The organism is Chryseobacterium sp. CT-SW4, assembly GCF_048572715.1.
Lineage (GTDB): Bacteria > Bacteroidota > Bacteroidia > Flavobacteriales > Weeksellaceae > Chryseobacterium.
In genome coordinates, this window is record NZ_CP183840.1 from 3,351,008 (window position 1) to 3,375,796 (window position 24,789).

Consider the following 24,789-nt stretch of genomic DNA (forward strand, 5'->3'; position numbering starts at 1 on the left):
TTTATTTAACAAAATATGTTTAACTAATTTTAAGCAATAAAAGTGGAGTTATTTAGAATCATTATAAATTTTAATTTAACGAAAAATAAAAAAGCCATTCTGCAATAGAATGGCTTTTTATTATATTAAAGTCTTTATTTACTTTAGTTTTTTCTTAACAGCTACCTCTTCGTAAACTTCAAGAATATCTCCTACTTCAATATCATTATAACCTTTTATATTCAATCCACATTCATAACCTTTGGTTACTTCTTTAACATCATCTTTAAAACGTTTCAAACTCTCTAATTCTCCATCAAATTTAACAATTCCGTCTCTAAGAACTCTGATCTTAGAATTTCTTGTTACTTTTCCTGAAAGAACCATACAACCAGCAATACTTCCTACTTTAGAAATTTTGAACACTTCACGGATTTCTACGTTTCCGATTACCTGTTCTTTAATTTCCGGTGAAAGCATTCCCTCCATCGCTTCTTTAACTTCTTCAATAGCTGCATAAATTACAGAGTAGGTTCTGATTTCGATTTCTTCTTTATCCGCTAATTCTCTTGCATTACCTCCGGCTCTCACATTAAATCCGATAATGATCGCATCTGACGCAGCTGCTAAGTTAACATCTGATTCGGTAATCGGTCCTACCCCTTTATGAAGGATATTTACATTGATCTCTGCAGTAGACAGTCTTTGTAACTGATCCGATAAAGCCTCAACGGAACCATCCACATCTCCTTTCAGGATAATGTTAAGCTCTTTAAAGTCTCCAAGGGCAATTCTTCTACCTAATTCCTCAAGAGTAGTATGTTTCTTAGTTCTGATGGAAAGTTCGCGCTGAAGTTGCTCTCTCTTATTAGCAATAGTCTTCGCTTCACTTTCATCAGCATATACTTTAAACTTGTCTCCGGCAGTTGGTGCTCCATCCAAACCTAAAATGGTTACAGGAATCGATGGTCCTGCTTCTTTCAGATTTCTTCCTCTTTCATCAAGCATAGCTTTTACTTTACCATGATTTTTCCCTGCCAAGACATAGTCTCCAACTCTCAATGTTCCGGCTTGAACCAAAAGCGTTGAAACATATCCTCTTCCTTTATCCAATGAAGCTTCAATTACAACTCCCTGTGCATTTCTGTCAGGATTAGCTTTTAATTCAAGCAATTCTGCCTGGAGTAAAACTTTTTCCAATAAAAGATCTACGTTATTACCAAACTTAGCAGAAATTTCCTGAGACTGAACATTTCCTCCCCATTCTTCAACAAGGATATTCATCCCGGAAAGTTGCTGACGGATATTATCCGGATTGGCATTAGGCTTATCCACCTTATTGATGGCGATAATCATTGGTACTCCTGCTGCCTGGGCGTGAGATATTGCTTCTTTGGTCTGAGGCATTACATCATCATCGGCTGCAATTACGATAATCGCTATATCGGTAATTTGAGCACCTCTCGCTCTCATCGCGGTGAAGGCTTCGTGACCCGGTGTATCTAAGAATGTAATTCTCTGACCATTTTCCAGTTTCACGTTATAAGCACCAATATGCTGGGTAATACCTCCTGATTCACCTGCAATCACATTAGTTTTTCTAACATAATCCAGCAAGGAAGTCTTACCGTGGTCTACGTGTCCCATTACTGTCACAATCGGAGCTCTTGAAACAAGATCCTCTTCATTATCCACTTCATCTTCTACATCCGATTCTTCTAAATCAGCATCAGAAAATTCAATTTTATAACCGAACTCATCTGCTACTAATAATAAAGTATCCGCTTCAAGTCTCTGGTTCATCGTTACCATAACTCCTAATGAGAAACATGCAGAAATCACTTCAGTAGGTGAAACATTCATTAAGCTTGCCAATTCACCAACAGTGATGAACTCGGTAACCTTAAGAGTTCTGTCCTGAGCTTCAAGCTGCTGCTGACGTTCGTCCTGTTCTCTACGGAATGTTCTTTTATCTTTTCTATGTTTTGCAGATTTGGATTTGCCCCCTTTGTTGGTTAACTTCTCAAGGGTTTCTTTAATTTGGTTTTTAACCTGCTCATCAGTCAGCTCAACAGGCATAACTCTCTGTCCTCCCTGTCTGTTGTTATTCTGACCTTTTTTAAAGCCACCTCCCTGTTGGTTACGGTTGTTATTATTTCCTTGTCCTCCACCATGAGGTCTGTTCCCCTGGTTTCCACCGTGAGGTCTGTTTCCGCCTCCTTGGTTGTTATTTCCAGACTGCTGATTGTTACCGGAATTTTGCTGATTGTTATTATTAGAATTTCCTCCGGGCTTTTCGATTCTTTTTCTTTTCTTTTTCGCACCGGCGGATGATCTAGGTTTTTCAGCAAATTGAGTCAGGTCAATTTTCTCACCCACAATTTTAGGTCCATCAAGCTTTTGATAAACCGTTTCTATTTTTTGAGGTTCTTGAGATTCCTCTGTTTTTTGAGGTTCTTCTTTTACCTCGGCTGGTTTCTTTTCAGGTTCCACCACAGGTTTAGGAGTTTCTTTCACAACTTCTACAGGCTTTTTTTCTTCTTTTTTCTCTTCCACCTTAGGCTTGTCTTTTTTCACAGGCCTGTTCTTTCCTTCAATTTGAGACAGATCAATTTTATCTAAAACTTTAAATTCCTGTTTTTCCGGAGCAGCTTTTACTTCGGGTACAGGAACAACCTCCTCTTTTTTCTCCTCTACCTGAGGAGCTTCTTCAGGAGTTTCTTCAACTTCAGTTTTATTAGATTCTAAGTCTATTTTACCTAAAATTTTGGTTTCAGGCTTTATATTAGCTTTAGCTCTTATTACTTCAGGGGTTTTCTTTTCTTCAATTTCCAGTTTTTCTTCCGGAACTTTAGTGATCACCACCTCATGGGAAGCTTTACGTTGTTCACCATCCTTAGCAAACTCAGCTTCCAATGCAGAATATGCCGCTTCTTCTAATTGAGCGTTAGGATTGCTTTCAACTTCGAAACCCTTTGACTGTAAAAATTCTACTAATCTGGACATCGAAATATTGAATTCCTTAACCGCTTTATTTAATCTAATTTTTGGCATTTATATTATTTACTATTTTTAATTCTTAAAATTAAAGTATTTCTGTTTTACTAATTATTAAAATTTATTTAAAATCTTAATCTTCAAATTCTTCTCTTAAAATACGTTTAACCTCATCAATAGTTTCTTCTTCAAGATCCACCATGTTTAACAGGCTTTCCGTATCTTTATCCAATACCGATTTTGCAGTAGTAAGACCTACTTTCTTAAATTCATCCAAAATCCACTGCTCGATATCATCATTAAATTCTTTCAATTCAACATCATCATCTTCGCTGGATTCTCTGTATACATCAATTTCATATCCGGTAAGCCAAGAAGCCAGTCTGATATTCTGACCTTGTTTTCCGATCACTTTGGAAATTTCTTCAACCGGAGTATATACTAATGCATAACTCTGCTCTTCATTGATATCAATTTTGTTGATCGTCACATTTCCTAAAGCCCTCTTCACTAATATTTCAGGGTTTTTCGACCACTGAATAACATCGATGTTCTCATTCCTCAACTCTCTTACAACTCCGTGAATTCTGGATCCTTTCACTCCCACACAAGCTCCTACCGGATCAATTCTGTCATCATAAGCATCTACGGCAATCTTCGCCTTCTCACCCGGAATCCTTACTACTTTTTTCAATATAATAGTTCCGTCCTGAATTTCAGGAATCTCCAGCTCTAATAATTTTTCCAAAAATTTAGGTGCCGTTCTTGAAATAATGATCTGAGGCTTAGATCCTTTAAAGTCTACTGTTTCTACAATAGCTCTGATATTTTCACCTTTTTTAAAGAAATCGGATGGAATCTGGTTTTCTTTCGGCAATATAAATTCATTTCCTTCATCATCAAGCAATATTACGTGTTTGTGACGGATATGGTGAATTTCCCCTACTACAATCTCCCCGATACGGTCTCTAAACTGCTCATATAACATAGCATTGTTATGTTCCTGCAATTTAGTAGCCAAAATCTGCTTTAAAGTAAGAATATTCCTTCTTCCCAATTGGGCAACCGGGATTTCCATGGTATATTCTTCTCCTACTTCGAACGTCGGGTCTATCCTTTTGGCTTCAGAAATTTCAATTTCCAAATCATCATCTTCCGACATTTCGTCCTCTACAATAGTTTTATTCAAAAATATCTGAAAATCTCCTTTATCAGGATTCACAATCACATCGAAGTGATCATCTGAATCAAATCTTTTTCTTAAAAGAGTTTTCAGTGAATCCTCAATAATTGCCATAAGATCAATTTTACTGATCCCTTTTTCGTCTTTAAAATCACCAAAGGATTCAATCAACGCTATATTGTCCATCTATTTTTTTTCTTTTTTTAAAATTTAATTACTACTAATGCTTTTTTAATTTCGGAATAAGGAATTTCTTTTTCCTCCTCCACATCTACCTTTCCTTTTCCTATATCCTTTGGCTTTCTGTAACGGAGAATAAGAGTAATTTTCTCTTCATCCACCTTTGACAGTTCTCCTTCAATTTTAGAAGAATCATTTAACAGGACCTCAATATCTCTTCCGATATTTTTATTGAATTGTCTCGGAGTAGCCAAAGGCTCACTTAATCCTGCAGACATCACCTGTAAGCTAAAGTCATGCTCTTCACGATCCATATTAAATTCTATGGCACGGCTTGCATCTAAACAATCCTGTAAAGAAACCCCGTTATCCCCATCCAGTATCACTGTAACATCATCCCCTGCAGAAATTTTTAAATCAATAAGAAATAAATCCTTTCTGGTTTCCAGGAATTCATTCAATAATTCTTCAATTCTTTTTCTAAATTCCATATATCTATTTTGATCTACCTGTACGAAAAAAGGCTTTCTTCCGAAGCCTTTTCATTATTTTTCTGTAAATCCTATGCAAATATAGGTATTTTTTATAAAATAACAAAATCTCCTTATAATCAAGTCCATACTATCTTTTATTATGATAAAATTTAAGAAGACATTGAAAGTATTTTTATTATTTTTGCTAAAATTTAAAAACATACATTTTGAATATAACTATTGTAGGTACAGGTTATGTAGGTCTTGTAACAGGAACTACCCTAGCAGAACTTGGTAATTCAGTATACTGTGTTGATATTGATGAAAAGAAAGTAGAAGGTATGAAAAACGGCATCGTTCCCATTTATGAGCCGAACCTTGAAGAGATGTTCTTAAGAAACATTCAGGCAGAAAGATTGTTTTTCACCACCGATTTAAAAGAAGCGTTAGATAAGAGTGAGGTCGTATATCTCGCCTTACCTACTCCTCCGGGAGAAGACGGATCAGCTGACTTATCTTATGTATTACAGGTCGCCAATAATATCGGTGAAATGATGACGGACTATAAAGTCATCGTAAATAAAAGTACCGTTCCTGTAGGAACTGCCGACAGAGTAAGAGCTACTATTTCAGCAAAGACCGACATTCCTTTTGATGTGGTATCAAATCCTGAGTTTTTACGGGAAGGCTTTGCTGTTGAAGATTCCATGAACCCTTCAAGGGTAGTGGTAGGAGCAAGTTCGGAAAAAGCAAAGGAAATAATGGCACAGATTTATCAGCCGTTTACCAACACCGGGATCCCTATCATTTTTATGGATGAGAAGTCTTCTGAACTTACTAAGTATGCAGCCAATTCATTCCTTGCTGTAAAAATTACTTTTATGAACGAGATTGCCAACTACTGCGAAAAGGTAGGTGCCGATGTTGATAAAGTAAGACTAGGTATGGGAAGTGACGACAGAATAGGCCACAGATTTCTATTCCCGGGAATCGGGTATGGAGGAAGCTGTTTTCCTAAAGATGTAAAAGCCCTTATAAAATCCGGTAAAGAAGAAGATTTTGATTTTCAGATCCTGGAAGCTACGGAAACGGTCAATACCGCTCAGAAAGTTATTTTGGTTTCAGAAATTGAAAAATATTTCGGAGGAAATATTGAAGGGAAGACCATCGCTTTATGGGGATTAGCATTTAAAGCCAATACGGATGATATCCGCGAAGCCTCTTCTTTAGACAATATCAACCTTTTATTAAAAAAAGGCGCAAAAATTGTAGCATATGATGCTGTTGCTGAAAAAAATGTTCAGAAAGTAATCGGTGATCAGATAGAATATGCCAAAACAATGTATGATGCATTAGAGAATGCTGATGCTTTGCTTATTGCTACCGAATGGCCGGAATTTAAAAATCCGAACTTTGAACTGATGGCTAAAAAGATGAAAAACAAAGTTATTTTCGACGGAAGAAATATGTATCCGTTGGAAATCCCTGCGCAAAATGAATTTTATTATAAAAGTATAGGTCGAAAGACTATTCAAAATAAATAGATGAAAAACATAATTATTACCGGAGGTGCCGGATTTATCGGATCACACGTTGTAAGGGAATTTGTAAAAAACAATCCCGATTCAACAATTATCAATCTGGATGCACTTACGTATGCCGGAAATCTTGAAAACCTTAAGGATATTGAAAATGAACCTAATTACGTTTTTGAGAAAGCTGACATTACAAAGCCAGAAGAACTAAGAAAGGTATTTGAAAAATATAATCCGGATGCTGTTGTTCACCTGGCCGCAGAAAGTCATGTAGACAGAAGTATCACAGATCCTATGGCATTTATTAATACCAATGTGAACGGGACTGCCAATCTTCTTAATCTATGCAAAGAGTTTTGGACATTGAATCCCGATCACACTCACGGCAGATTTCCGGATGAAAAGAGAAAAAATCTATTCTATCACGTTTCTACAGATGAAGTATATGGAAGTTTAGGGGAAACAGGTTTCTTTTTAGAAACTACATCTTATGACCCTCAGTCTCCTTACTCTGCGTCCAAGGCTGCCTCCGATCATTTGGTAAGAGCTTATGGAAATACTTACGGGATGCCATTTATTGTTTCTAACTGTTCCAATAATTATGGACCCAATCATTTTCCTGAGAAATTAATACCATTGTGTATTTCAAATATTATTAATGAAAGACCTTTACCAATCTATGGTGACGGTAAATATACAAGAGACTGGCTTTTCGTGATTGATCACGCTAAGGCTATTCATCAGATATTCAACGAAGCAAAAACCGGGGAAACCTACAATATCGGCGGATTTAATGAATGGCAGAATATTGACCTGGTAAAAGAACTGATCAAGCAGATGGACGCTAAGCTGGGTAAACCGGAAGGATATTCTGAGAAGCTGATTACTTTTGTAAAAGACAGACCGGGTCATGACAAACGTTATGCGATTGACGCGACCAAGCTGAACAAAGATCTGGGATGGAAACCTTCTGTAACTTTTGAGCAGGGATTATCCAAAACCATTGACTGGTATCTGGAAAATCAGGAATGGCTTGAGCACGTAACGAGCGGAGACTACCAGAAATATTACGAAAAACAGTACAACTAAAAGCTTTAAAACACATATGAAAGGTATTATTCTGGCAGGGGGTTCCGGTACAAGACTTTATCCCCTTACTATTGCAGTAAGTAAACAACTGATGCCGGTGTATGATAAACCGATGATATATTATCCGCTTTCCACGCTGCTTTTAGCTGGAATTAAAGACATACTGATCATCACGACACCACATGATCAGGAAGGATTCATTAAGCTTTTAGGAGACGGTTCCCAAATAGGATGTAATATTGAATACGTAGTGCAGCCCAGCCCGGACGGACTTGCCCAGGCATTTATTTTAGGGGACCAATTCATCGGGGATGATTCTGCCGCTTTGGTTTTAGGAGATAACATTTTCTATGGTTCCGAAATGGGTACGCTATTAAAAAACAAAACCAATCCTGACGGAGGGGTAGTTTTTGCTTATCATGTTTCTGATCCTGAAAGATATGGAGTGGTAGAATTCAATGATGATTTCAAAGCTGTATCCATCGAGGAAAAACCAACACAGCCCAAATCCAATTATGCCGTACCGGGATTATATTTTTATGATAACGAAGTCGTAGAAATTGCTAAAAATATACAACCTTCGGCAAGAGGGGAACTTGAAATTACAGACGTAAATAATGTTTACCTGAAGAAGGGAAAATTAGAAGTCGGAGTTCTTGACCGGGGAACAGCCTGGCTTGATACCGGTACTTTTGATTCTCTTCATGATGCTTCAGAATTTGTAAGTGTAATTGAAAAAAGACAAGGTTTTAAAATCGGGTGTATTGAAGAAATTGCATTTAGAAATAAGTTCATCAATGAAGATAAACTATTAGAAGCTGCTACCAAATATGGAAAAAGCGGATATGGGGAGTATCTGAGAAGACTTGTCAACAAATAAACCCAATAGCCTTTCCCTCAAGGCAGAATTAGCTAAACTGAAAAAACACATTCATGGACATTCTGAGTTTAATAGGCAGAAACCAAGAGTTATTCCTTACCGATATTTCAGATAAGGAAAAAGAACTCAAAGAAATAATACAGCAATCTTCATTTCTGGTTATCGGAGGAGCCGGGTCTATCGGACAGGCTGTTACCAAAGAAATATTCAGAAGAAATCCCAGAAAGCTGCACGTTGTAGATATCAGTGAAAATAACCTGGTAGAACTTGTAAGAGATCTTAGAAGCTCCCTTGGATATACTGATGGAGATTTCAGAACTTTTGCACTGGACATCGGCTCGGATATTTTTGATACCTTTATCAAAATGGACGGCCAGTATGATTATGTCCTTAATCTTTCTGCTTTAAAACATGTAAGAAGTGAAAAAGACCCGTTTACATTAATGAGAATGATTGATGTAAATATCTTCAACACGGAAAAAACAGCTCAGCAATGCATTGAAAACGGAGCCCAGAAATATTTTTGTGTATCTACCGATAAAGCAGCTAATCCCGTTAATATGATGGGAGCTTCCAAAAGGATCATGGAAATGTTCTTAATGAGAAAAAGTAAAGATCTGACGATTTCTATGGCGAGATTTGCCAATGTAGCTTTTTCCGACGGCTCTTTGCTTCACGGCTTCAATCAAAGAATTCAAAAACAGCAGCCTATCGTTGCTCCTAATGATATTAAAAGATATTTTGTTATTCCTAAAGAATCCGGAGAACTTTGTTTAATGTCGGCTATTTTTGGGGAAAACAGAGATATCTTTTTTCCTAAATTAAGCGAAAATTTACATCTTATCACCTTCGCCGAAATTGCAGAAAGATATCTTAAGCAGCTTAATCTTGAGCCTTACCTTTGTGAAACCGAAGAAGAGGCCAGAAGTAAGACCGCAGAACTCATCAAACAGAAAAAATGGCCTTGCCTGTTCACAAAAAGTGATACCACAGGGGAAAAAGACTTTGAAGAATTTTTCACCGATAAAGAAGTTCTGGATATGAACCGCTTTGAAAATTTAGGAATTATCAAAAACGAGCTTTCCGTTGAAGATGAAAAGCTTACGGTTTTTACAGATAAGATTAATGAAATGAGAGCTTCAAAAAACTGGCGAAAGGAAGAGGTTGTGGATTTGTTTAATTATATGATCCCGAATTTCAACCACAAAGAAACAGGTAAGTATTTGGACTCTAAAATGTAAGCTATGGAAAAATACAACTCTTTGATTGGTTTTATCAGAAAAACTTTTAATTCTGAAGATTTTATTCCTTTGCATGCACCTCATTTCGGAGGAAACGAAAAAAAATATGTAAACGAAACCATAGATTCTACTTTTGTATCATCAGTGGGAGAATTTGTGAACCGTTTTGAAAAAGAAATTGCACAATATACCGGTGCAAAATACGGAATAGCCACCGTAAACGGAACGAGTGCCCTGCATATGGCTATGTTGGTAACCGGAGTCCAGCAAAATGACGAGGTGCTTACTCAGTCTCTTACTTTTATTGCTACAGCCAATGCTATTTCGTACATAGGAGCCCATCCTGTTTTTGTGGATGTGGACAGAGACACTATGGGACTATCCCCCAAGGCCCTTCAAAACTTTCTGGAAAAGAACGGTAAAAAAGGAGCAGATGGATTTACGTATAACAACACTACCGGAAGAAGGATAGCAGCCTGTATTCCTATGCATACTTTCGGGCTCCCAAGCAGAATTGATGAAATTGCAGCCATCTGTGAGGAATGGAATCTCGTTTTGATCGAAGATGCTGCCGAATCCTTAGGAAGCATTTACAAAGGTCAGCAATCCGGTAGGTTTGGAAAAATAGGTACTTTCAGCTTTAATGGAAATAAAACCATTACCTGCGGCGGCGGCGGAGCTTTAATCACCGATGATGAAGCCATTGCTAAAAGAGCCAAACACCTTACCACTCAGGCCAAAATTCCACACCCGTGGAAATTCCAGCATGATGAAATAGGTTATAACTACAGAATGCCTAACCTCAACGCTGCATTAATCTGTGCTCAAATGGAGCAATTGGACCGCTTCATTGACAACAAAAGACAACTTGCCGGACTCTATGACAATTTCTTTAAAAATTCGGATATAGAGTTTGTGAAAGAAATTGAAGATGCAAAGGCTAATTACTGGTTCAATGCTATTATTGTAGAAAATGAGCAGGAAAGAGATCTTTTGCTTACGGAAACCAACAATGCCGGAGTAATGACACGCCCGATCTGGGACCTGATGAGCTCTCTGCCTATGTTTAAAAACTGTCAGCATGACGGACTTGAAAACAGCATCTGGTTATCGGAAAGAGTTGTAAATTTACCTAGCAGCTTCAGACCTTAATGAAAAAAGAAAAACTTATATTAATAGGTGGTGGCGGACACTGCAAATCCTGCATTGATGTTATAGAGTCTTCTGATACCTATGATATCCATGGTATACTTGATTTACCAGAGCTACTGGGACAGGAAATACTGGGATATAAAGTGATTGGCAATGATGGAGAGATAGAAAAATATCATAAAGAAGGTTTTTCATTTCTTATTACATTAGGCCAGATCAAATCTGCGGAAAGAAGGAGAAAAATTTTTGAAGATTTAGAAAAAACAGGCGCCAGACAACCTGTCATCATTTCCGGTAAAGCAATAGTTTCCCGACATGCGGAAATAGAAAAAGGAACGGTGATAATGCATGGTGTCATCGTGAATGCCGGAGCCAAAATCGGGAAAAACTGTATTATCAATTCCGGAGCATTAGTAGAGCACGGCGCTGAAATTGGAAACCATACTCATATTTCCACTCATGCTATCGTAAATGGAGATGTAAAAGTAGGAGATGAATGTTTTGTAGGGAGTAATGTATGTATTTCCAGCCAGGTAAAAATTACGGATAAAATAATTATCGGAACAGGAAGCCTGGTGCTTCATGATATTTCTGATGAAGGAACGTATGTGGGGAGTCCTGCAAAACAAATAAATAAAAACAAATGAAAAATTGCCTAATCATAGCCGAAGCCGGCGTCAATCATAATGGAAATATAGAAAATGCTTTCCGTTTAATAGATGCTGCCGTAGAAGCAGGTGTAGATTATGTTAAATTTCAAACTTTTAAAGCTGAAAATTTAGTTTCAAAACAAGCTAAAAAAGCAGACTACCAAATCGAAAATACTGGCAAAGCAGAAGAGTCTCAGCTGGATATGCTGAAAAACCTGGAGCTCTCCCATGAGCAGCACGAACTTTTAATTCAACATTGTCAAAAAAAAGGAATCCGTTTTTTTTCTACGGCCTTTGATCTTGAGTCCCTGGAGTATTTAAAAGAAATAGGATTTGACTTAGTTAAAATTCCTTCCGGAGAAATTACCAATCTTCCTTATTTAAGAAAGGCTGCACAGCTTTTTCAGGAAGTGATCATCTCTACCGGTATGGCGGAAATGAATGAGATAAAAGAAGCTGTGAATGTTTTTATTCAGCAAGGGATCAGTCAGGACAAAATAACGGTTTTACACTGTAACACCGAATATCCGACTCCCATGCAGGATGTTAACCTTATGGCCATGCTCCACATTCAAAAAGAACTGAATGTCCCAGTGGGCTATTCGGACCATACGCTCGGAATAGAAGTTCCTATTGCTGCCGTAGCTTTAGGGGCAAAAGTTATTGAAAAGCATTTTACATTAGACAGAAATATGGAAGGTCCGGATCATGCCGCTTCATTAGAACCTCATGAACTTAAAGCAATGGTCTCTGCTATCAGAAACATTGAAAAAGCAATTTCCGGTGATGGAATCAAAAGACCTTCTCCTTCAGAACAAAAAAACATAGCCATCGCAAGAAAAAGTATTGTGGCTAAAAAAAATATTACAGCCGGTGAGGTCTTCTCTGAAGACAATATTACGGTAAAACGTCCAGGAACTGGAATTTCCCCAATGAAATGGGATGATGTTATCGGAAAAACAGCTTCCAGAAATTTTGAAGAAGATCAATTAATAGAACTATGATGAAAGTTTGCATAGCAACAGGAACAAGAGCGGAATACGGCTTACTGAAACCATTAATGGAAAAAATGGTTTCGGATCCTTTTTTTGATCTTAAAATTCTGGTGACAGGAGCTCATCTTTCTCCCGAATTCGGTCTTACTTATCAGCAAATTGAAAGAGACGGGTTCACGATTGATGAAAAAGTGGAGATGCTGCTTTCTGCAGATACAAGTGAAAGTATCGTAAAATCCATGGGTGTAGCTATGATCGGTTTTGCTGATGCATTAAAAAGGCTTAATCCCGATTTACTTATCCTTTTGGGCGACCGTTACGAAATGCTCTCGCTTGCCTCTTCTGCTCTTATATTCAAAATTCCTATTGCGCACATCCATGGTGGAGAAATTACTACTGGTGCTTATGACGATGCTATAAGACATGCCATCACTAAAATGGCTCATTATCATTTTGCGTCTACTGAGGAATACCGAAACAGAATCATTCAACTGGGTGAAAGCCCAGCGAATGTATATAACGTTGGAGCTATTGGGCTGGATAATATTGTTAATTTAAATTTATTAACCAAAGCACAGCTGGAATCCGAGCTGGATATCAAGTTTAAAAAATATAATTATCAGATCACTTTTCATCCCGCAACTTTAGACAACACCCCTGCGGAGCAGCAATTTAATATCTTATTAGATGCTTTGGATGAGCAGGAAGACAGTTTTTTTATTTTCACAAAAGCCAATGCAGATACCAACGGCAGAATAATTAATTCTTTAATTGATCAGTATGTCGCTCAAAACCCACAAAAATCAAAGGCATTTTCCTCATTAGGATCTTTAAGATTTTTATCTGTCCTCCAACATTCCCATGCGATCGTAGGAAACAGCTCCAGTGGAATCATTGAGGCTCCTTCTTTAAAAATTCCGACCATCAATATCGGTCACCGCCAAAGCGGAAGAACACAGGCGGATACGGTGATTAATGTAGAAGTAAATAAAGAGGAAATTGTAAAGGCTTTTGAAAAAGTAAAAGATCAAAAATTTATCAGTACTTTAGATCAGGTCAAAAATCCTTACGGGGTGGGAAATACTGCTGAAAAAATTATTAAGGTTCTTAAAGAAATAAAACCTGATTTTGTAAAAAATTTTTATGATTTAAATGGATAACATATCTAAACACATTATTCGCCAAAATCAATCCGTAAGGGAAGCTCTGATCAGTTTGGATAAACTGGCGTCAGATGCTATATTATTTGTGGCAGATGAAGAATTAAAACTTATCGGTTCTCTTACCGACGGAGATTTACGGAGAGGATTTATAAAAGGGCTTGGTTTTGAAGACTCTATCGTAGAGTTTATTCAGCCCCATCCCAAATTCATATATGAAAATGAATATAATCCCAATGAGATTGAAAGCTTAAAGAAAAATAATTTTAAAATTATTCCTATTCTCGATAAAACCGGAAGAATAATTGATATCCTGAATTTCCGAACCAGAACAACGATTATTCCGGCCGATGCCGTTTTAATGGCTGGAGGAGAAGGTAAGAGACTCCGTCCTTTAACAGAAAACACACCCAAACCTTTACTTAAAGTAGGTGATAAGCCCATCATAGAATATAATATTGACCGCCTGATCAATGTAGGAATTAAAAATATCCATTTAAGCATTAACTATCTGGGAGATCAGCTGGTTGAATATTTTAAAGATGGAGAAGAAAAAAATATTAACATCAGCTATATCCGTGAAAACACTCCTTTAGGAACCATTGGATCCATTCTCCTGGCGGATGAATTTGAAAATGAGGACATCATCGTTATGAACAGTGATCTGCTTACCAATATTGATTTTGGAGATTTCTTCAAAACCTATAAGGAATCCGGAGCAGATATGGCTGTTGCCGCTACAAGTTATCATGTAGATGTGCCCTACGCTGTACTGGAGACAGATGACAATCAAAAAGTCCGATCATTAAAGGAAAAGCCAAGATATACCTACTTTTCGAATGCCGGAATTTATATTATCAGCAAAAAACTGCTTAACCTGATTCCTCAGAATAAAGCATTTGATACCACAGACCTGATGGATAAAGTAATTGAGCTGGACAACAAAATCATTACCTACCCTATCAATGGATATTGGCTGGATATTGGTAAGCATGAAGATTTTAAGAAGGCACAGATTGATATTAAGCATTTGAAACTATAGGAATGGCAGATAAAGTAAATAACTCCAGAATTGAGACATTAGATTGGCTCAGAGGTCTTATGGCTATTTCAATTATGTTTTACCATCTGACTATGTGGAAGTTTAAAACCTTGGATTCTTCTGATTTCTTAGGAAGGCTTGGTATTTATGGAGTATCTATATTCTTCATTTTATCAGGTTTGAGTATGGCTATAGTTTATCATAAGAACATTACTTCCATAAATAAGCTGCTTGCTTTTTTTTTAAGACGTGTTTTCAGGATCATTCCATTACTTTTTATCGTCACTACTTTTACGGTTTTTCTAAACCCCCATTTGTTTGATATAAAAAAATATATATTAAATATTACTTCTCTGTTTGGCTTTTTTGATTACGGTGGATATATTGCCACCGGCGCTTGGTCTATTGGGAATGAGATGGTTTACTATATTTTCACTCCTTTTATATTTTTCGCTTATAATTATAGTAAATTACTAGGAAATATTATCTTTTTCATTGTCACCTGTATTGGACTCTATTTTGCCTTCAATATCTTAGACAGCAATATTCTTTTAAAACATCAATGGAAAATTTATATTCATCCGTTTAATAATTTTTTCTTGTATTATTCAGGTATTGCCATGTTTTACAATTTAAAGGACAGCCATATAAAACCTTATTATAACAATCTTCTCCTCATAGTATGTATTTTATTATTTATATTCTATCCCGTAGTAGGAGACTCTATAAAAATTATTACAGACTTTAACAGAATCATTTTTGTATTATTATCATTTTTGATTGTCTTCAGCTTTTATAAGCTAACCATTACATTACCTACCTCAATAGCTAACTTATTAGAAACATTTGGAATTGCTACCTATGGAGTATATATGTTTCATCCGGTAATATATAATTATCTCTACAAATTCGCTCCCAAAATTATCATTCAAAATTATTACATTGTTTTTGTTTTAGTGGTGGTCTCCACTGTTTTTATTGCAATCGTTTCCTATTATAAATTTGAATTTCCCCTTTCTAATTATGGAAAAAAATTAATAAATAAATATCTTAAATAACTTATGATAGCTATAATTCCCGCAAGAGGAGGCTCAAAAGGTCTTCCCGGAAAAAATTTAAAAAGGCTAAATGGGAAACCCCTACTAGCTTATACTATTGAAGCGGCTAAGAATGTAAGCCAAATATCAAGAGTTATAATTAGTACAGACGATAAGGAAATTGCGGAAATTGCAGTAAAATACGGAGCAGAATGCCCTTTTATGCGTCCTGGTTACTTGGCAAACGATGAAGCAAAAAGTATTGATGTTATCAAGTTCACCATTTCAGAACTGGAAAAAATTGAAAATACTTTAATCGACACTTTAATTGTTCTCCAGCCAACCAGTCCCCTAAGAGCCTCTGAGGACATTAATGCCGCTATAAACATTTTTAAGAATAAGAATGCAGATTCGGTTATAAGTTACTGTCAGGAGCATCACCCTATTACATGGCATAAATATATTTCAGAAGATGGAAAATTTCAAAATATTTTTGATGATTCACTGAATAATAGACAGAAGGAAAAACCTACTTTTTATCCTAACGGCGCCATTTATATTTTCAAAAAAGACCTTATTTTAAGAGATATATATTATAGTGAAAATAGCTATGCTTACATTATGCCACGAAATCGTTCTGTAGATATTGATACTATAGAAGATTTCGAATATGCAGAATTTCTTCTTTCTAAAAAATAATAAATAAAGAGTATCTTTGTAAAAAATTTTATTTTTAAGGCACAATATGAATGACAATATAAAAATCTATGAGCCAAGCAATAGAAATAAAGGGTTCATCTCTATCATCAGAGATATGTTTGCAGACCTTTTCACTTCAAAAGATCTGGCTTATCGTTTATTTATAAGAGATAGAAAAGCGGAATATAGACAATCTATATTTGGCATCCTTTGGGCTTTTTTCACTCCCCTTGCAACTACCGTTACGTGGATATTCCTTAGTTCTTCCGGAGCAGTAAAAATAGAAGGCACCCATATTCCTTACCCAGCTTTCGTCTTCTTAGGTACTATGCTTTGGTCTGTTTTTGTAGAGAGCCTCACAACTCCACTTCTTCAAACTCAAAGTACAAAGGATATATTAGCTAAAGTAAATTTTCCTAAAGAATCAATCCTTCTTTCAGGATTCTATAAAATATTATTTAATACTGCGATTAAAATCATTCTTATTGCTGCCGTATTACTGTTTTATGGCATTAAAGTGAATTCCGGAGTGTTTTTTTTCCCATTTGTTTTGTTCCTAATGATTTTTTTCGGATACAGTATAGGTTTACTTATTACCCCCATAGGTATGCTATATAAAGATATAGGAAGGGCTATTCCCTTACTGGCTTCATTTGCTATGTACCTTTCCCCTGTAGTATACAAAGGAGGAACAGCGGGAACCATGGCAAAAATTATAGAACTTAATCCTGTAACCCCACTTATTAATTCTTCCAGAAATCTATTGACAGGAGGGGCTTGGGATAACCCAATTTACTTATTGGGTATTCTAGGCGTATCCATCTTACTGTTTTTTATAGGTTGGCTATTTTATAGAATAGCAGTTCCTATTATTATTGAAAGAATATAATTAACTTTTTATTTAAAGAAAATGTCAGAAAGTTTAGTAATTGTTGATGGTGTTTCAAAAAAGTTCTGTAAACAACTGAATAAAAGCTTAGTCTATGGAATCCAAGACCTTATTACAGGAATTGTAGGAAATTCAAAAGAAAGAAGTCTTAGAGAAGCTGAGTTTTGGGCTGTAGATGATATAAGCTTCGAATTAAAAAGAGGTGAATGCCTGGGTCTCCTGGGACATAATGGAGCAGGGAAAAGTACTCTTTTAAAGGTACTTAACGGTTTGATTCTTCCTGATAGAGGGAGAGTAGAAATGCGGGGGAGAGTTAATGCTCTAATAGAATTAGGAGCAGGATTCAATCCCATTCTTACAGGAAGAGAAAACATATATAACAATGCCTCTGTTCTCGGGCTTACAAAGGCTGAAACGGACAGTAAACTGGACGAAATAATTGCTTTTTCCGAATTGGAAGAATTTATAGATACTCCCGTGCAATATTATAGTTCAGGAATGAAAGTAAGGTTAGGCTTCTCTGTAGCAACTCATATGGAGCCCGATATTCTTATTCTGGATGAAGTACTAGCTGTAGGAGATGCCGGTTTCAGAATAAAGTCATTCAACAAAATGATGGAACTTATGAAAAACTGTGCTGTTCTTTTTGTAAGTCATGCAATGCCTAATGTAGCGAGAGTCTGCAATAAAGTAATATATATGGACCATGGAAAAAACCTCTATTTTGGAGGGGATATCCATAAGGGGATTGATATGTATTTTGACAAATTTGAAAGTGAAATCTCAAACATAGAAAGTAATGAAGGGGCCGATCTTGAAAATTTCAAATTAAATGACCAAGATCCATTTGAATCTTTGGTACAGGTACCATATGGTCAAGAATTCAGTATTGAGTTTGATGTTATGGTAAAAAATACAAATTCGAAGAGTTTTTATGTGGCTATACAAATTACAGATAAAGATTTAAAAATTGTTGCAAACTTTTTAACTAATAAATTCTCCCCTAATTTTACAGTAGAAAATAATAACCGTATTAAAGTAACTTTCCCTGAAATCTTATTAATTGATGGAGAATATGCAATAACTTATTTTGTAATTGAAAATAATGAAAACACCCATCATTATACCTATCTTGCTAATTACCGTAATTATACAAAGTTTAAAGTTACAGGACTAAAAGAAAATGTATATGCTTCTGTATTCTTAAAAGGAGATGTATATCAAAACGGGAAACTTCTCAAAAAATAATAATATTAATGCATATCAATGATAGAAAAGATATCAGAAATTTCGTCCTTGACATTGAAGAAAAATTCAATGTTAACAATTGGAAATTTCATAATATTCATCTATGGCCTTTCATTAGAATTATGCTTTATTTTCATCTTATTTTTAAAATTGAGCAAGAATCAAAAGAAGACGACCTTATACTAGCTCCGGCTCAGCCTAACCCATCTCCTCACTACTTAAAAAAATTATATTATCATTTAGATACTTCCAGATTATTTTTTAAGTGGCTATCTTCTTTAAAAAAAGTAAAATATTTATTTGTAGGAGCTTTTGTTCATAGAACTGAGTTCAACGGAATATTTTACAATAAATTTTATGATCCTCTCATTAAACAATACAGCATTTCTGATTTTTCATTGCTAGAATATGAAGAAAATAAAGACATTCAGATAAGCCACGATAAGAAATCAATCAATTTCCTGTATGGATTCAGTTTATTCAAATACTATTATAGAATAAAAAGAAAATTCAGAAAACCTATTCATATAAAATTAGAAGGATATACAGATTTCATCAATTTTTTAAAAAGTAACCCACTTACCAGTGACTTTGCACAACAAAAAAGTAAAGAAAAAATACTACAGTATATTAATGATAATTTAGATATAAAATATCAGTTTGCCTCTCTTATTATAAAGAAAATACAACCAAAATATTTATTTACACTCTGTTACTATCATGATTTTGGAATGATACTCACAGCGGTGGCCAATAAATATAATATCCCTACTATCGAAATGCAACACGGTCCTCAAACCGAGCTGCATTTAGCATATTCTAACTGGAGCCAGTTGCCCAAAAGTGGGTATGATGCTCTTCCACGTATCTACTGGAACTGGGATAAAGATTCAGCAGAATTAATAAAGAAAACGTTCAATAGAAACTCTAAATATTCTTCTTTTATAGGAGGAAATCCATGGTTGACTTTTGATTTTGGAAAAGAAATGAAGGAAAACACTTTTATTCTATATACTTTACAGCCCAAACCTCTAGATGTATCGGCTCTCCTTTCTCCAAACCTATTAGAAGTAATAAAACAATCAAAATACAAATGGTATCTGAGGTTTCATCCTAGACAAACCAAACAGGAAAAAGAAGAGATTTTGAGAATTATACAAGATAATTTTATTAACGATAAAGTAGAGTATGAAACAGCTAACAACTATCCACTTCCTCTATTATTAAAAAACTGTATTTTTAACGTTACTCACTTTTCTGGTACTACAATTGAAGCAGAATTATTTAATAAAAAAACAGTAATTTTAAATAAAATTGGTAAAGCAGCTTTTGAAAATAAAATTTCTGCTGGTAAAGCAGTTTATATTGATTACAATGACACAGAGTTTCTAGCTACTTTTTTACAATTCGAATCTTCCCTCAATGACCATAAGGAAAAAGAAGAAACCTATATTGATATAAATGCTATAGAAAAAATTTTTAATTCCTAGAAATTATGTTCCGAAAAATAGTAAATAAAGTAAGAGGTAAAAAAAAAGCTGCATCTAACAGTTATGAATTAAATTATCCAAACGTAAAACATTCCAGTATACAATATTATAATTTAATTCATCCTACATCTGAAATCCTCCATTCTACAATCTATGGCGACGTAAAAATAGGTGAGCATTGCTATATACCTGAAGCGAGACTTACCGGAAATGTTGAAATAGGAAGATATACAAGCATTAATGGTCCAAACACCTATATTGCTGCATATACTAATAAAATCAAGATCGGTAGCTTTTGCTCCTTTGCAACAGGAACAATTTTTCAGGAAATCCTTCACGATTATGAAAAAATTACAACTTATTTTATAAGGCAAAGGATTTTTAATGAAGAATTAAGAATTGATAGTTATTCAAAGGGAGATATAATAGTAGGAAATGATGTCTGGATTGGAGCTCATAATATTATTCTTTCCGGAGTATCAATTGGTGATGGTGCAGTAATTGCTGCCAATAGTGTTGTAACAAAAGACGTACCTCCATATGCAATTGTGGGAGGTTCTCCTGCGAAAATTATCAGATATAGATTTTCAGAAGAGATTATTGAAAAGCTACTTGAGATAAAGTGGTGGAATTGGGATATTGAAAAAATAAAAAAAAATAAACACTTATTTTTAGATAAAATATCTTTAGAACTTTTAAATAAGATAGTAGATTAACTTCTCTTAAAAACAATTAAAAACACCGAAAAATGATAGTAGGAAATGGTCTCTTAGCAAATTTATTTAAGGAAAATGATATTGAAAATATCGTTTTTTTTGCCTCAGGGGTTTCTAATTCTTTAGAAACTCAACCAAAAGAATTTCAGAGAGAAGAAGATCTGCTGAGAAAAACGTTAGCAGAAAATCCCGAAAAGATTTTTGTTTACTTCTCCACATGCAGTATCTATGATTCTTCCAAGGCAGGAAGCTTATATGTTCTTCATAAGCATAAGATGGAGCAAATTATTTCCGATACCGCAAAGGACTATCTCATTCTTCGGGTCAGCAATGCCGTAGGAAAAGGAGGAAGCCCCAATCTCCTTATGAATTATCTGGTGAATGCCGTTAAGACCCACTCCCCTATCAATGTGCACACAAAAGCAACCAGAAATCTTATTAATGTAGAAGACATTAAAAACATTACCTATAAACTTATAGAAGATAAAAAGTATTTTAATCAGATCATTAATGTTGCATACCCCGAAAATTATACGATAGTAGAAATTTTAGAAATCATAGAATCCTTCTATAACATTGAGCTGAACACCAAGTTCATCCATGAAGGAATTGATTACCATATTGATACTCCTTTCACCAAAAAGTATTTCAGTGAAAAGCAATCGATGGATAAAAAACAATATTTAACACAGATACTTGAAAGTTATTATAGCTAAAAAAACACTATGAAAAATACAGGTTCCCCACTTTTCAGTATTCTCGTTGCCAATTATAACAATGGCAGTTACTTTAAAGACTGTTTCGACAGCATTCTCTCGCAAACCTATCAGAATTGGGAAGTTATCATTGTAGATGACTGCTCTACGGATAATTCCGTAGAAATAATAAAAAATATTATTGGTAATGATGACAGGTTCAAAATTTACATCAATCAAGAGAATAAAGGATGTGGCTACAATAAACGCCGATGTGCCGAGCTGGCTACAGGAGATATTTGTGCATTCGTTGATCCTGATGATGCCATTACACCGGAGGCTTTACAGCTCAACGTACAGGCACATAGAGAATATCCGGAAATTTCCATGGTATATTCCGACCTGAATGTTTGTGACGGGGACCTAAAATTAAACCAGGTATTTCAAGGAAAGCAGGTAGAAAATAATGACACTCATTTTTTCAATCTCAGCTCTCCTATTCATCATTTTGCTACTTATAAAAATGACTTCTACCAAAAAACAGAAGGCATAGATCCCTACCTACAAAGAGCGGTAGATCAGGATTTATACATCAAAATGTATGAATCAGGACCTGTAAAATATATTAACCATGCCTTGTACAATTACAGGGTCCATAATAATGGTATTTCCACCTTTAAAAATCAGGATAAAGCATTCTACTGGCACTGGTTGGTAATTAATAACGCAGCCAAAAGGAGAAATATCAATGTTGAAAATCTGTTTTTAGAGAATTTCTTTAGAATAGACCGTCCTCATAATGAGCTTTCCCAGCTTCGTTATAAAGTGGACCGTATGAAAAAGTCCAAATGGGCACAGCTAGGTGCTAAGCTAGGTTTATTTAAATTTTTTAAAGAATTATAATAGCTCCTTAGTAAACCATAATTAATACTCAGTTTTTAATCATTATCACAGAATATCTTCTGTTTTAAAACTTTATAAAAAAATGACACCTCCGAAACTTTCCATTATCATTGCCAACTATAATAACGGTCAGTATTTTCAGGACTGCTATGATAGCCTGGTAAAGCAGACCAGTGACGACTGGGAAGCTATTATAATTGATGATGGTTCTACCGATGACTCCGTTGAAGTAATAAAAAAAATAATTGCTGGTAATCCCCATTTCCGGTTCTTTGAAAACGAAAATAATATGGGTTACCAGAAAACATTAATCCGGGGAATTGAGATTTCGGAGACTCCCATATTCTGCAGATTGGATCCGGATGATTTATTGAGAGAAGATGCCGTTGAAAAATCCCTTGAATATCATGAAAAATATCCTGAAGTAGGATTGGTTTATTCCAATATGTACTTCTGTGATAACGACCTGAAAGTGTATGATACGCATAAAGCCAAGCAAATAACGGAACTGAACTATGATTACTATAATTTTCATGGTGAGATTACCCAGCTTGCCACCTTTAAAAGAAGTATTTATAACCTTACATCCGGAATAGACTCTTTTATAAAAAGAGCTGAAGATAAAGACATCTACATGAAAATGTGTGAGATAGCACCTGTAAAGCATTTGGATGAAGAGCTATACTATTACCGGAGAATCCAGGGAAGCCTTTCCTGGGTGTATTATAAAGCTTTCTTCTGGCATTGGGTTGCACTCATCAAAATGGCCGAAAGAAGAAATATAAACCTTGAAGATCTGTTTTATGAAAAAATGAGAAATGTTTTTGTTATTCCAAAGACTCAGCCCTTTGAAAAAAGCATCGCTTTCAAATTCTTCAGATTAGAACAAAAAGTAAAGAAATTATTTAAAAAATGACCGAGAAAGTAACTGTAATTGTACCATGCTACAATTCTGAACCCTATATCAGAGATTGCCTCAACTCTATTTTAGCCCAATCCTATGAGAACTGGGAATGTGTAATCGTGAACGACGGTTCTCCGGATAATATCGAAGAAGCCATACAGCCCTATCTTTCCGACTCCCGTTTTAAATATGTATCTCAGGAAAACAAAGGTTTACCCGGAGCCCGAAATACAGGAATAGAGAATTCTTCAGGTAAATATATCTTACCGCTGGATGCTGATGATGCGTTGGCTCCCCTTTCACTGGAAAAAATGGTAGAAGCTTTCCAAAAGTATCCTGAAGCCTTGGTTATTTATTCAGATTCCGATTCTTTTGGAGGTGAAAAAAAAGCTAAGCTTTCCGATAATATTCAATTAAAAGACTTATTGGTCAGAAACCAGCTTTACTGTGCTTCCATGTATAAAAAAGAGGACATAGGAGACAAGATCCGCTATGACAATTATCTGAAAATCGGTGTGGAAGACTGGGAATTCTGGATACATCTAATGTCAGAATACAGAAACCGTCCTTTTAAAAAGATTGACTACCCTATTCTCCAGAAAAGAACGACGGAAGAATCCATGCTTGGTAAAATAAAAAAAGACGAACAGCGATCTGAAAAAATTTATAATTACATTTACCAAAAGCACTTAAATTTATACAATGAGTTTCATCCGAGTTATGTAAAACTGCTTACCCGTAAACTCTTCTATGAACAAAAACTGGAACATATCTACAGCAGTAAACCTTACAGAATCTATAACTTTTTTGCAAAATTATTCAAATGAATGAATTTATACATATAATTACCACCCGCTTTAATGTTCCTACCCAAGGATGGGATATTACCCGAGAAGGGAGTAAACCCCTTACGGATGAATGGCTGGCAGACCGGTTTGAATTATTTCAGACCTACACCCTTCCCTCATTTAAAAACCAAACCAATAAGAACTTTATCTGGCTTGTTTTTTTTGATATAAATACTTCAGAACATTATAAAGAGATCATTAACAGGATATCTTCGGAATTTGCTCCCTTTACACCGGTGTTTGTCAGGGATTTTGACGAAATGAATTCCAGGCTGTTAGAAATTATCCCTACCTATTTTACTGCTCATACAAAATACATTATAAGCAGTGACCTCGATAATGATGACATTTTATATAAAGATTTTGTAAAAGCCGTACACGATCATTTTAAGCCGGTTCATGATATGGTGATTGAGCCCCGAAAAGGATTACAGCTGACAAAAATTTCAGACAAAGAAGCTATCGTAACCGAATATTATGCTCTGGCCAACCCTTTCGTAAGTCTCGTGGAAAGCATTGATGATTTCGGAACGGTCATAAAAGAAAACCACAATAATTACAGGTATTATAAGGAAGTGAATCATTATGATCATCAGGAAATGTTCATACAGATTATTCATAAGCATAACCTGATGAATTCTACATTTAATAATAAATGTGTTTTTGATATTAATTTATCTGATTTCGGAATAAGCCCTGAAAATCATTTAAAGATCAACAAGTTCAAATCTTTACAGCATAATATGCAAAGAGTACCGATGCTTGTAAAGAATGTAATCAGAAAACAGTTTAAACGTTAGGAAA

Annotated in this window: 23 protein-coding genes; 20 read left to right on the forward strand and 3 right to left on the reverse strand. The window is 35.3% G+C overall.

Translation table 11 applies throughout. From position 1 onward, the window contains the following. Nucleotides 1–138: 138 nt before the first annotated feature. The 3 genes from infB to rimP form a co-directional block, all read right to left on the reverse strand. Nucleotides 139–3,033, reverse strand: a complete 2,895-nt coding sequence (infB, locus tag ABJ974_RS15090) for a translation initiation factor IF-2 (RefSeq protein ID WP_419869043.1) — start codon at nucleotides 3,031–3,033, stop codon at nucleotides 139–141. Nucleotides 3,034–3,109: 76 nt separating this feature from the next. Then, complete coding sequence (gene nusA, locus ABJ974_RS15095) at nucleotides 3,110–4,345, reverse strand: transcription termination factor NusA (protein ID WP_419869044.1); 1,236 nt, start codon at nucleotides 4,343–4,345, stop codon at nucleotides 3,110–3,112. 17 nt (nucleotides 4,346–4,362) lie between these two features. Continuing rightward, entirely contained in the window at nucleotides 4,363–4,830 is a 468-nt protein-coding gene (rimP, locus tag ABJ974_RS15100; protein WP_419869045.1) for a ribosome assembly cofactor RimP, read from the reverse strand. 209 nt (nucleotides 4,831–5,039) lie between these two features. On the opposite strand from rimP, the gene ABJ974_RS15105 reads away from it, so the two are divergent. From ABJ974_RS15105 to ABJ974_RS15200, 20 genes are all read left to right on the forward strand, one after another. Next, complete coding sequence (locus ABJ974_RS15105) at nucleotides 5,040–6,356, forward strand: UDP-glucose dehydrogenase family protein (RefSeq protein ID WP_419869046.1); 1,317 nt, start codon at nucleotides 5,040–5,042, stop codon at nucleotides 6,354–6,356. Continuing rightward, a complete protein-coding gene (rfbB, locus tag ABJ974_RS15110) occupies nucleotides 6,357–7,436 on the forward strand; it encodes a dTDP-glucose 4,6-dehydratase (protein WP_419869047.1) in 1,080 nt (359 codons plus the stop codon). It abuts the gene before it with no gap. 16 nt (nucleotides 7,437–7,452) lie between these two features. Further along, nucleotides 7,453–8,316, forward strand: coding sequence for a glucose-1-phosphate thymidylyltransferase RfbA (rfbA, locus tag ABJ974_RS15115; RefSeq protein ID WP_419869048.1), 864 nt, complete (start codon nucleotides 7,453–7,455; stop codon nucleotides 8,314–8,316). A gap of 53 nt (nucleotides 8,317–8,369) precedes the next feature. Continuing rightward, on the forward strand, nucleotides 8,370–9,557 hold the full coding sequence (locus ABJ974_RS15120; protein ID WP_419869049.1) for a UDP-N-acetylglucosamine 4,6-dehydratase: 1,188 nt from the start codon (nucleotides 8,370–8,372) through the stop codon (nucleotides 9,555–9,557). A gap of 3 nt (nucleotides 9,558–9,560) precedes the next feature. After that, nucleotides 9,561–10,709, forward strand: a complete 1,149-nt coding sequence (locus ABJ974_RS15125; protein WP_419869050.1) for a LegC family aminotransferase — start codon at nucleotides 9,561–9,563, stop codon at nucleotides 10,707–10,709. Beyond that, nucleotides 10,709–11,356: an acetyltransferase gene (locus ABJ974_RS15130; protein WP_419869051.1), complete on the forward strand. Its 648-nt coding sequence runs from the start codon at nucleotides 10,709–10,711 to the stop codon at nucleotides 11,354–11,356. Before ABJ974_RS15125 ends, ABJ974_RS15130 begins: the two co-directional genes overlap by 1 nt. After that, nucleotides 11,353–12,363 carry an N-acetylneuraminate synthase gene (neuB, locus tag ABJ974_RS15135; RefSeq protein WP_419869052.1) on the forward strand — a complete coding sequence of 337 codons (1,011 nt, stop codon included), beginning with the start codon at nucleotides 11,353–11,355 and terminating at the stop codon, nucleotides 12,361–12,363. Before ABJ974_RS15130 ends, neuB begins: the two co-directional genes overlap by 4 nt. Continuing rightward, a complete protein-coding gene (gene neuC / locus ABJ974_RS15140) occupies nucleotides 12,360–13,514 on the forward strand; it encodes a UDP-N-acetylglucosamine 2-epimerase (RefSeq protein ID WP_419869053.1) in 1,155 nt (384 codons plus the stop codon). The genes neuB and neuC overlap by 4 nt, the downstream gene beginning before the upstream one ends. Next, nucleotides 13,507–14,556 (forward strand): nucleotidyltransferase family protein, encoded by a 1,050-nt coding sequence (locus ABJ974_RS15145; RefSeq protein WP_419869054.1) that lies wholly within the window; start codon nucleotides 13,507–13,509, stop codon nucleotides 14,554–14,556. Before neuC ends, ABJ974_RS15145 begins: the two co-directional genes overlap by 8 nt. 2 nt (nucleotides 14,557–14,558) lie before the next feature. Then, nucleotides 14,559–15,614, forward strand: coding sequence for an acyltransferase family protein (locus tag ABJ974_RS15150; RefSeq protein ID WP_419869055.1), 1,056 nt, complete (start codon nucleotides 14,559–14,561; stop codon nucleotides 15,612–15,614). 3 nt (nucleotides 15,615–15,617) lie between these two features. Beyond that, a complete protein-coding gene (locus ABJ974_RS15155) occupies nucleotides 15,618–16,292 on the forward strand; it encodes an acylneuraminate cytidylyltransferase family protein (RefSeq protein ID WP_419869056.1) in 675 nt (224 codons plus the stop codon). A gap of 46 nt (nucleotides 16,293–16,338) precedes the next feature. Further along, a complete protein-coding gene (locus tag ABJ974_RS15160; RefSeq protein ID WP_419869057.1) occupies nucleotides 16,339–17,181 on the forward strand; it encodes an ABC transporter permease in 843 nt (280 codons plus the stop codon). A gap of 21 nt (nucleotides 17,182–17,202) precedes the next feature. Further along, on the forward strand, nucleotides 17,203–18,429 hold the full coding sequence (locus ABJ974_RS15165) for an ABC transporter ATP-binding protein (protein WP_419869058.1): 1,227 nt from the start codon (nucleotides 17,203–17,205) through the stop codon (nucleotides 18,427–18,429). A gap of 8 nt (nucleotides 18,430–18,437) precedes the next feature. Beyond that, entirely contained in the window at nucleotides 18,438–19,919 is a 1,482-nt protein-coding gene (locus ABJ974_RS15170; RefSeq protein WP_419869059.1) for a hypothetical protein, read from the forward strand. A gap of 5 nt (nucleotides 19,920–19,924) precedes the next feature. After that, nucleotides 19,925–20,635 carry a CatB-related O-acetyltransferase gene (locus ABJ974_RS15175; RefSeq protein ID WP_419869060.1) on the forward strand — a complete coding sequence of 237 codons (711 nt, stop codon included), beginning with the start codon at nucleotides 19,925–19,927 and terminating at the stop codon, nucleotides 20,633–20,635. A 32-nt stretch (nucleotides 20,636–20,667) separates the two neighbouring features. Next, complete coding sequence (locus tag ABJ974_RS15180) at nucleotides 20,668–21,351, forward strand: NAD-dependent epimerase/dehydratase family protein (protein WP_419869061.1); 684 nt, start codon at nucleotides 20,668–20,670, stop codon at nucleotides 21,349–21,351. 9 nt (nucleotides 21,352–21,360) lie between these two features. Next, complete coding sequence (locus ABJ974_RS15185) at nucleotides 21,361–22,233, forward strand: glycosyltransferase family 2 protein (RefSeq protein WP_419869062.1); 873 nt, start codon at nucleotides 21,361–21,363, stop codon at nucleotides 22,231–22,233. A gap of 82 nt (nucleotides 22,234–22,315) precedes the next feature. Next, entirely contained in the window at nucleotides 22,316–23,149 is an 834-nt protein-coding gene (locus ABJ974_RS15190) for a glycosyltransferase family 2 protein (RefSeq protein ID WP_419869063.1), read from the forward strand. Beyond that, nucleotides 23,146–23,964: a glycosyltransferase family 2 protein gene (locus ABJ974_RS15195; RefSeq protein WP_419869064.1), complete on the forward strand. Its 819-nt coding sequence runs from the start codon at nucleotides 23,146–23,148 to the stop codon at nucleotides 23,962–23,964. Before ABJ974_RS15190 ends, ABJ974_RS15195 begins: the two co-directional genes overlap by 4 nt. After that, entirely contained in the window at nucleotides 23,961–24,785 is an 825-nt protein-coding gene (locus tag ABJ974_RS15200; protein ID WP_419869065.1) for a glycosyltransferase, read from the forward strand. The genes ABJ974_RS15195 and ABJ974_RS15200 overlap by 4 nt, the downstream gene beginning before the upstream one ends. The last annotated feature ends 4 nt before the right edge of the window (nucleotides 24,786–24,789 follow it).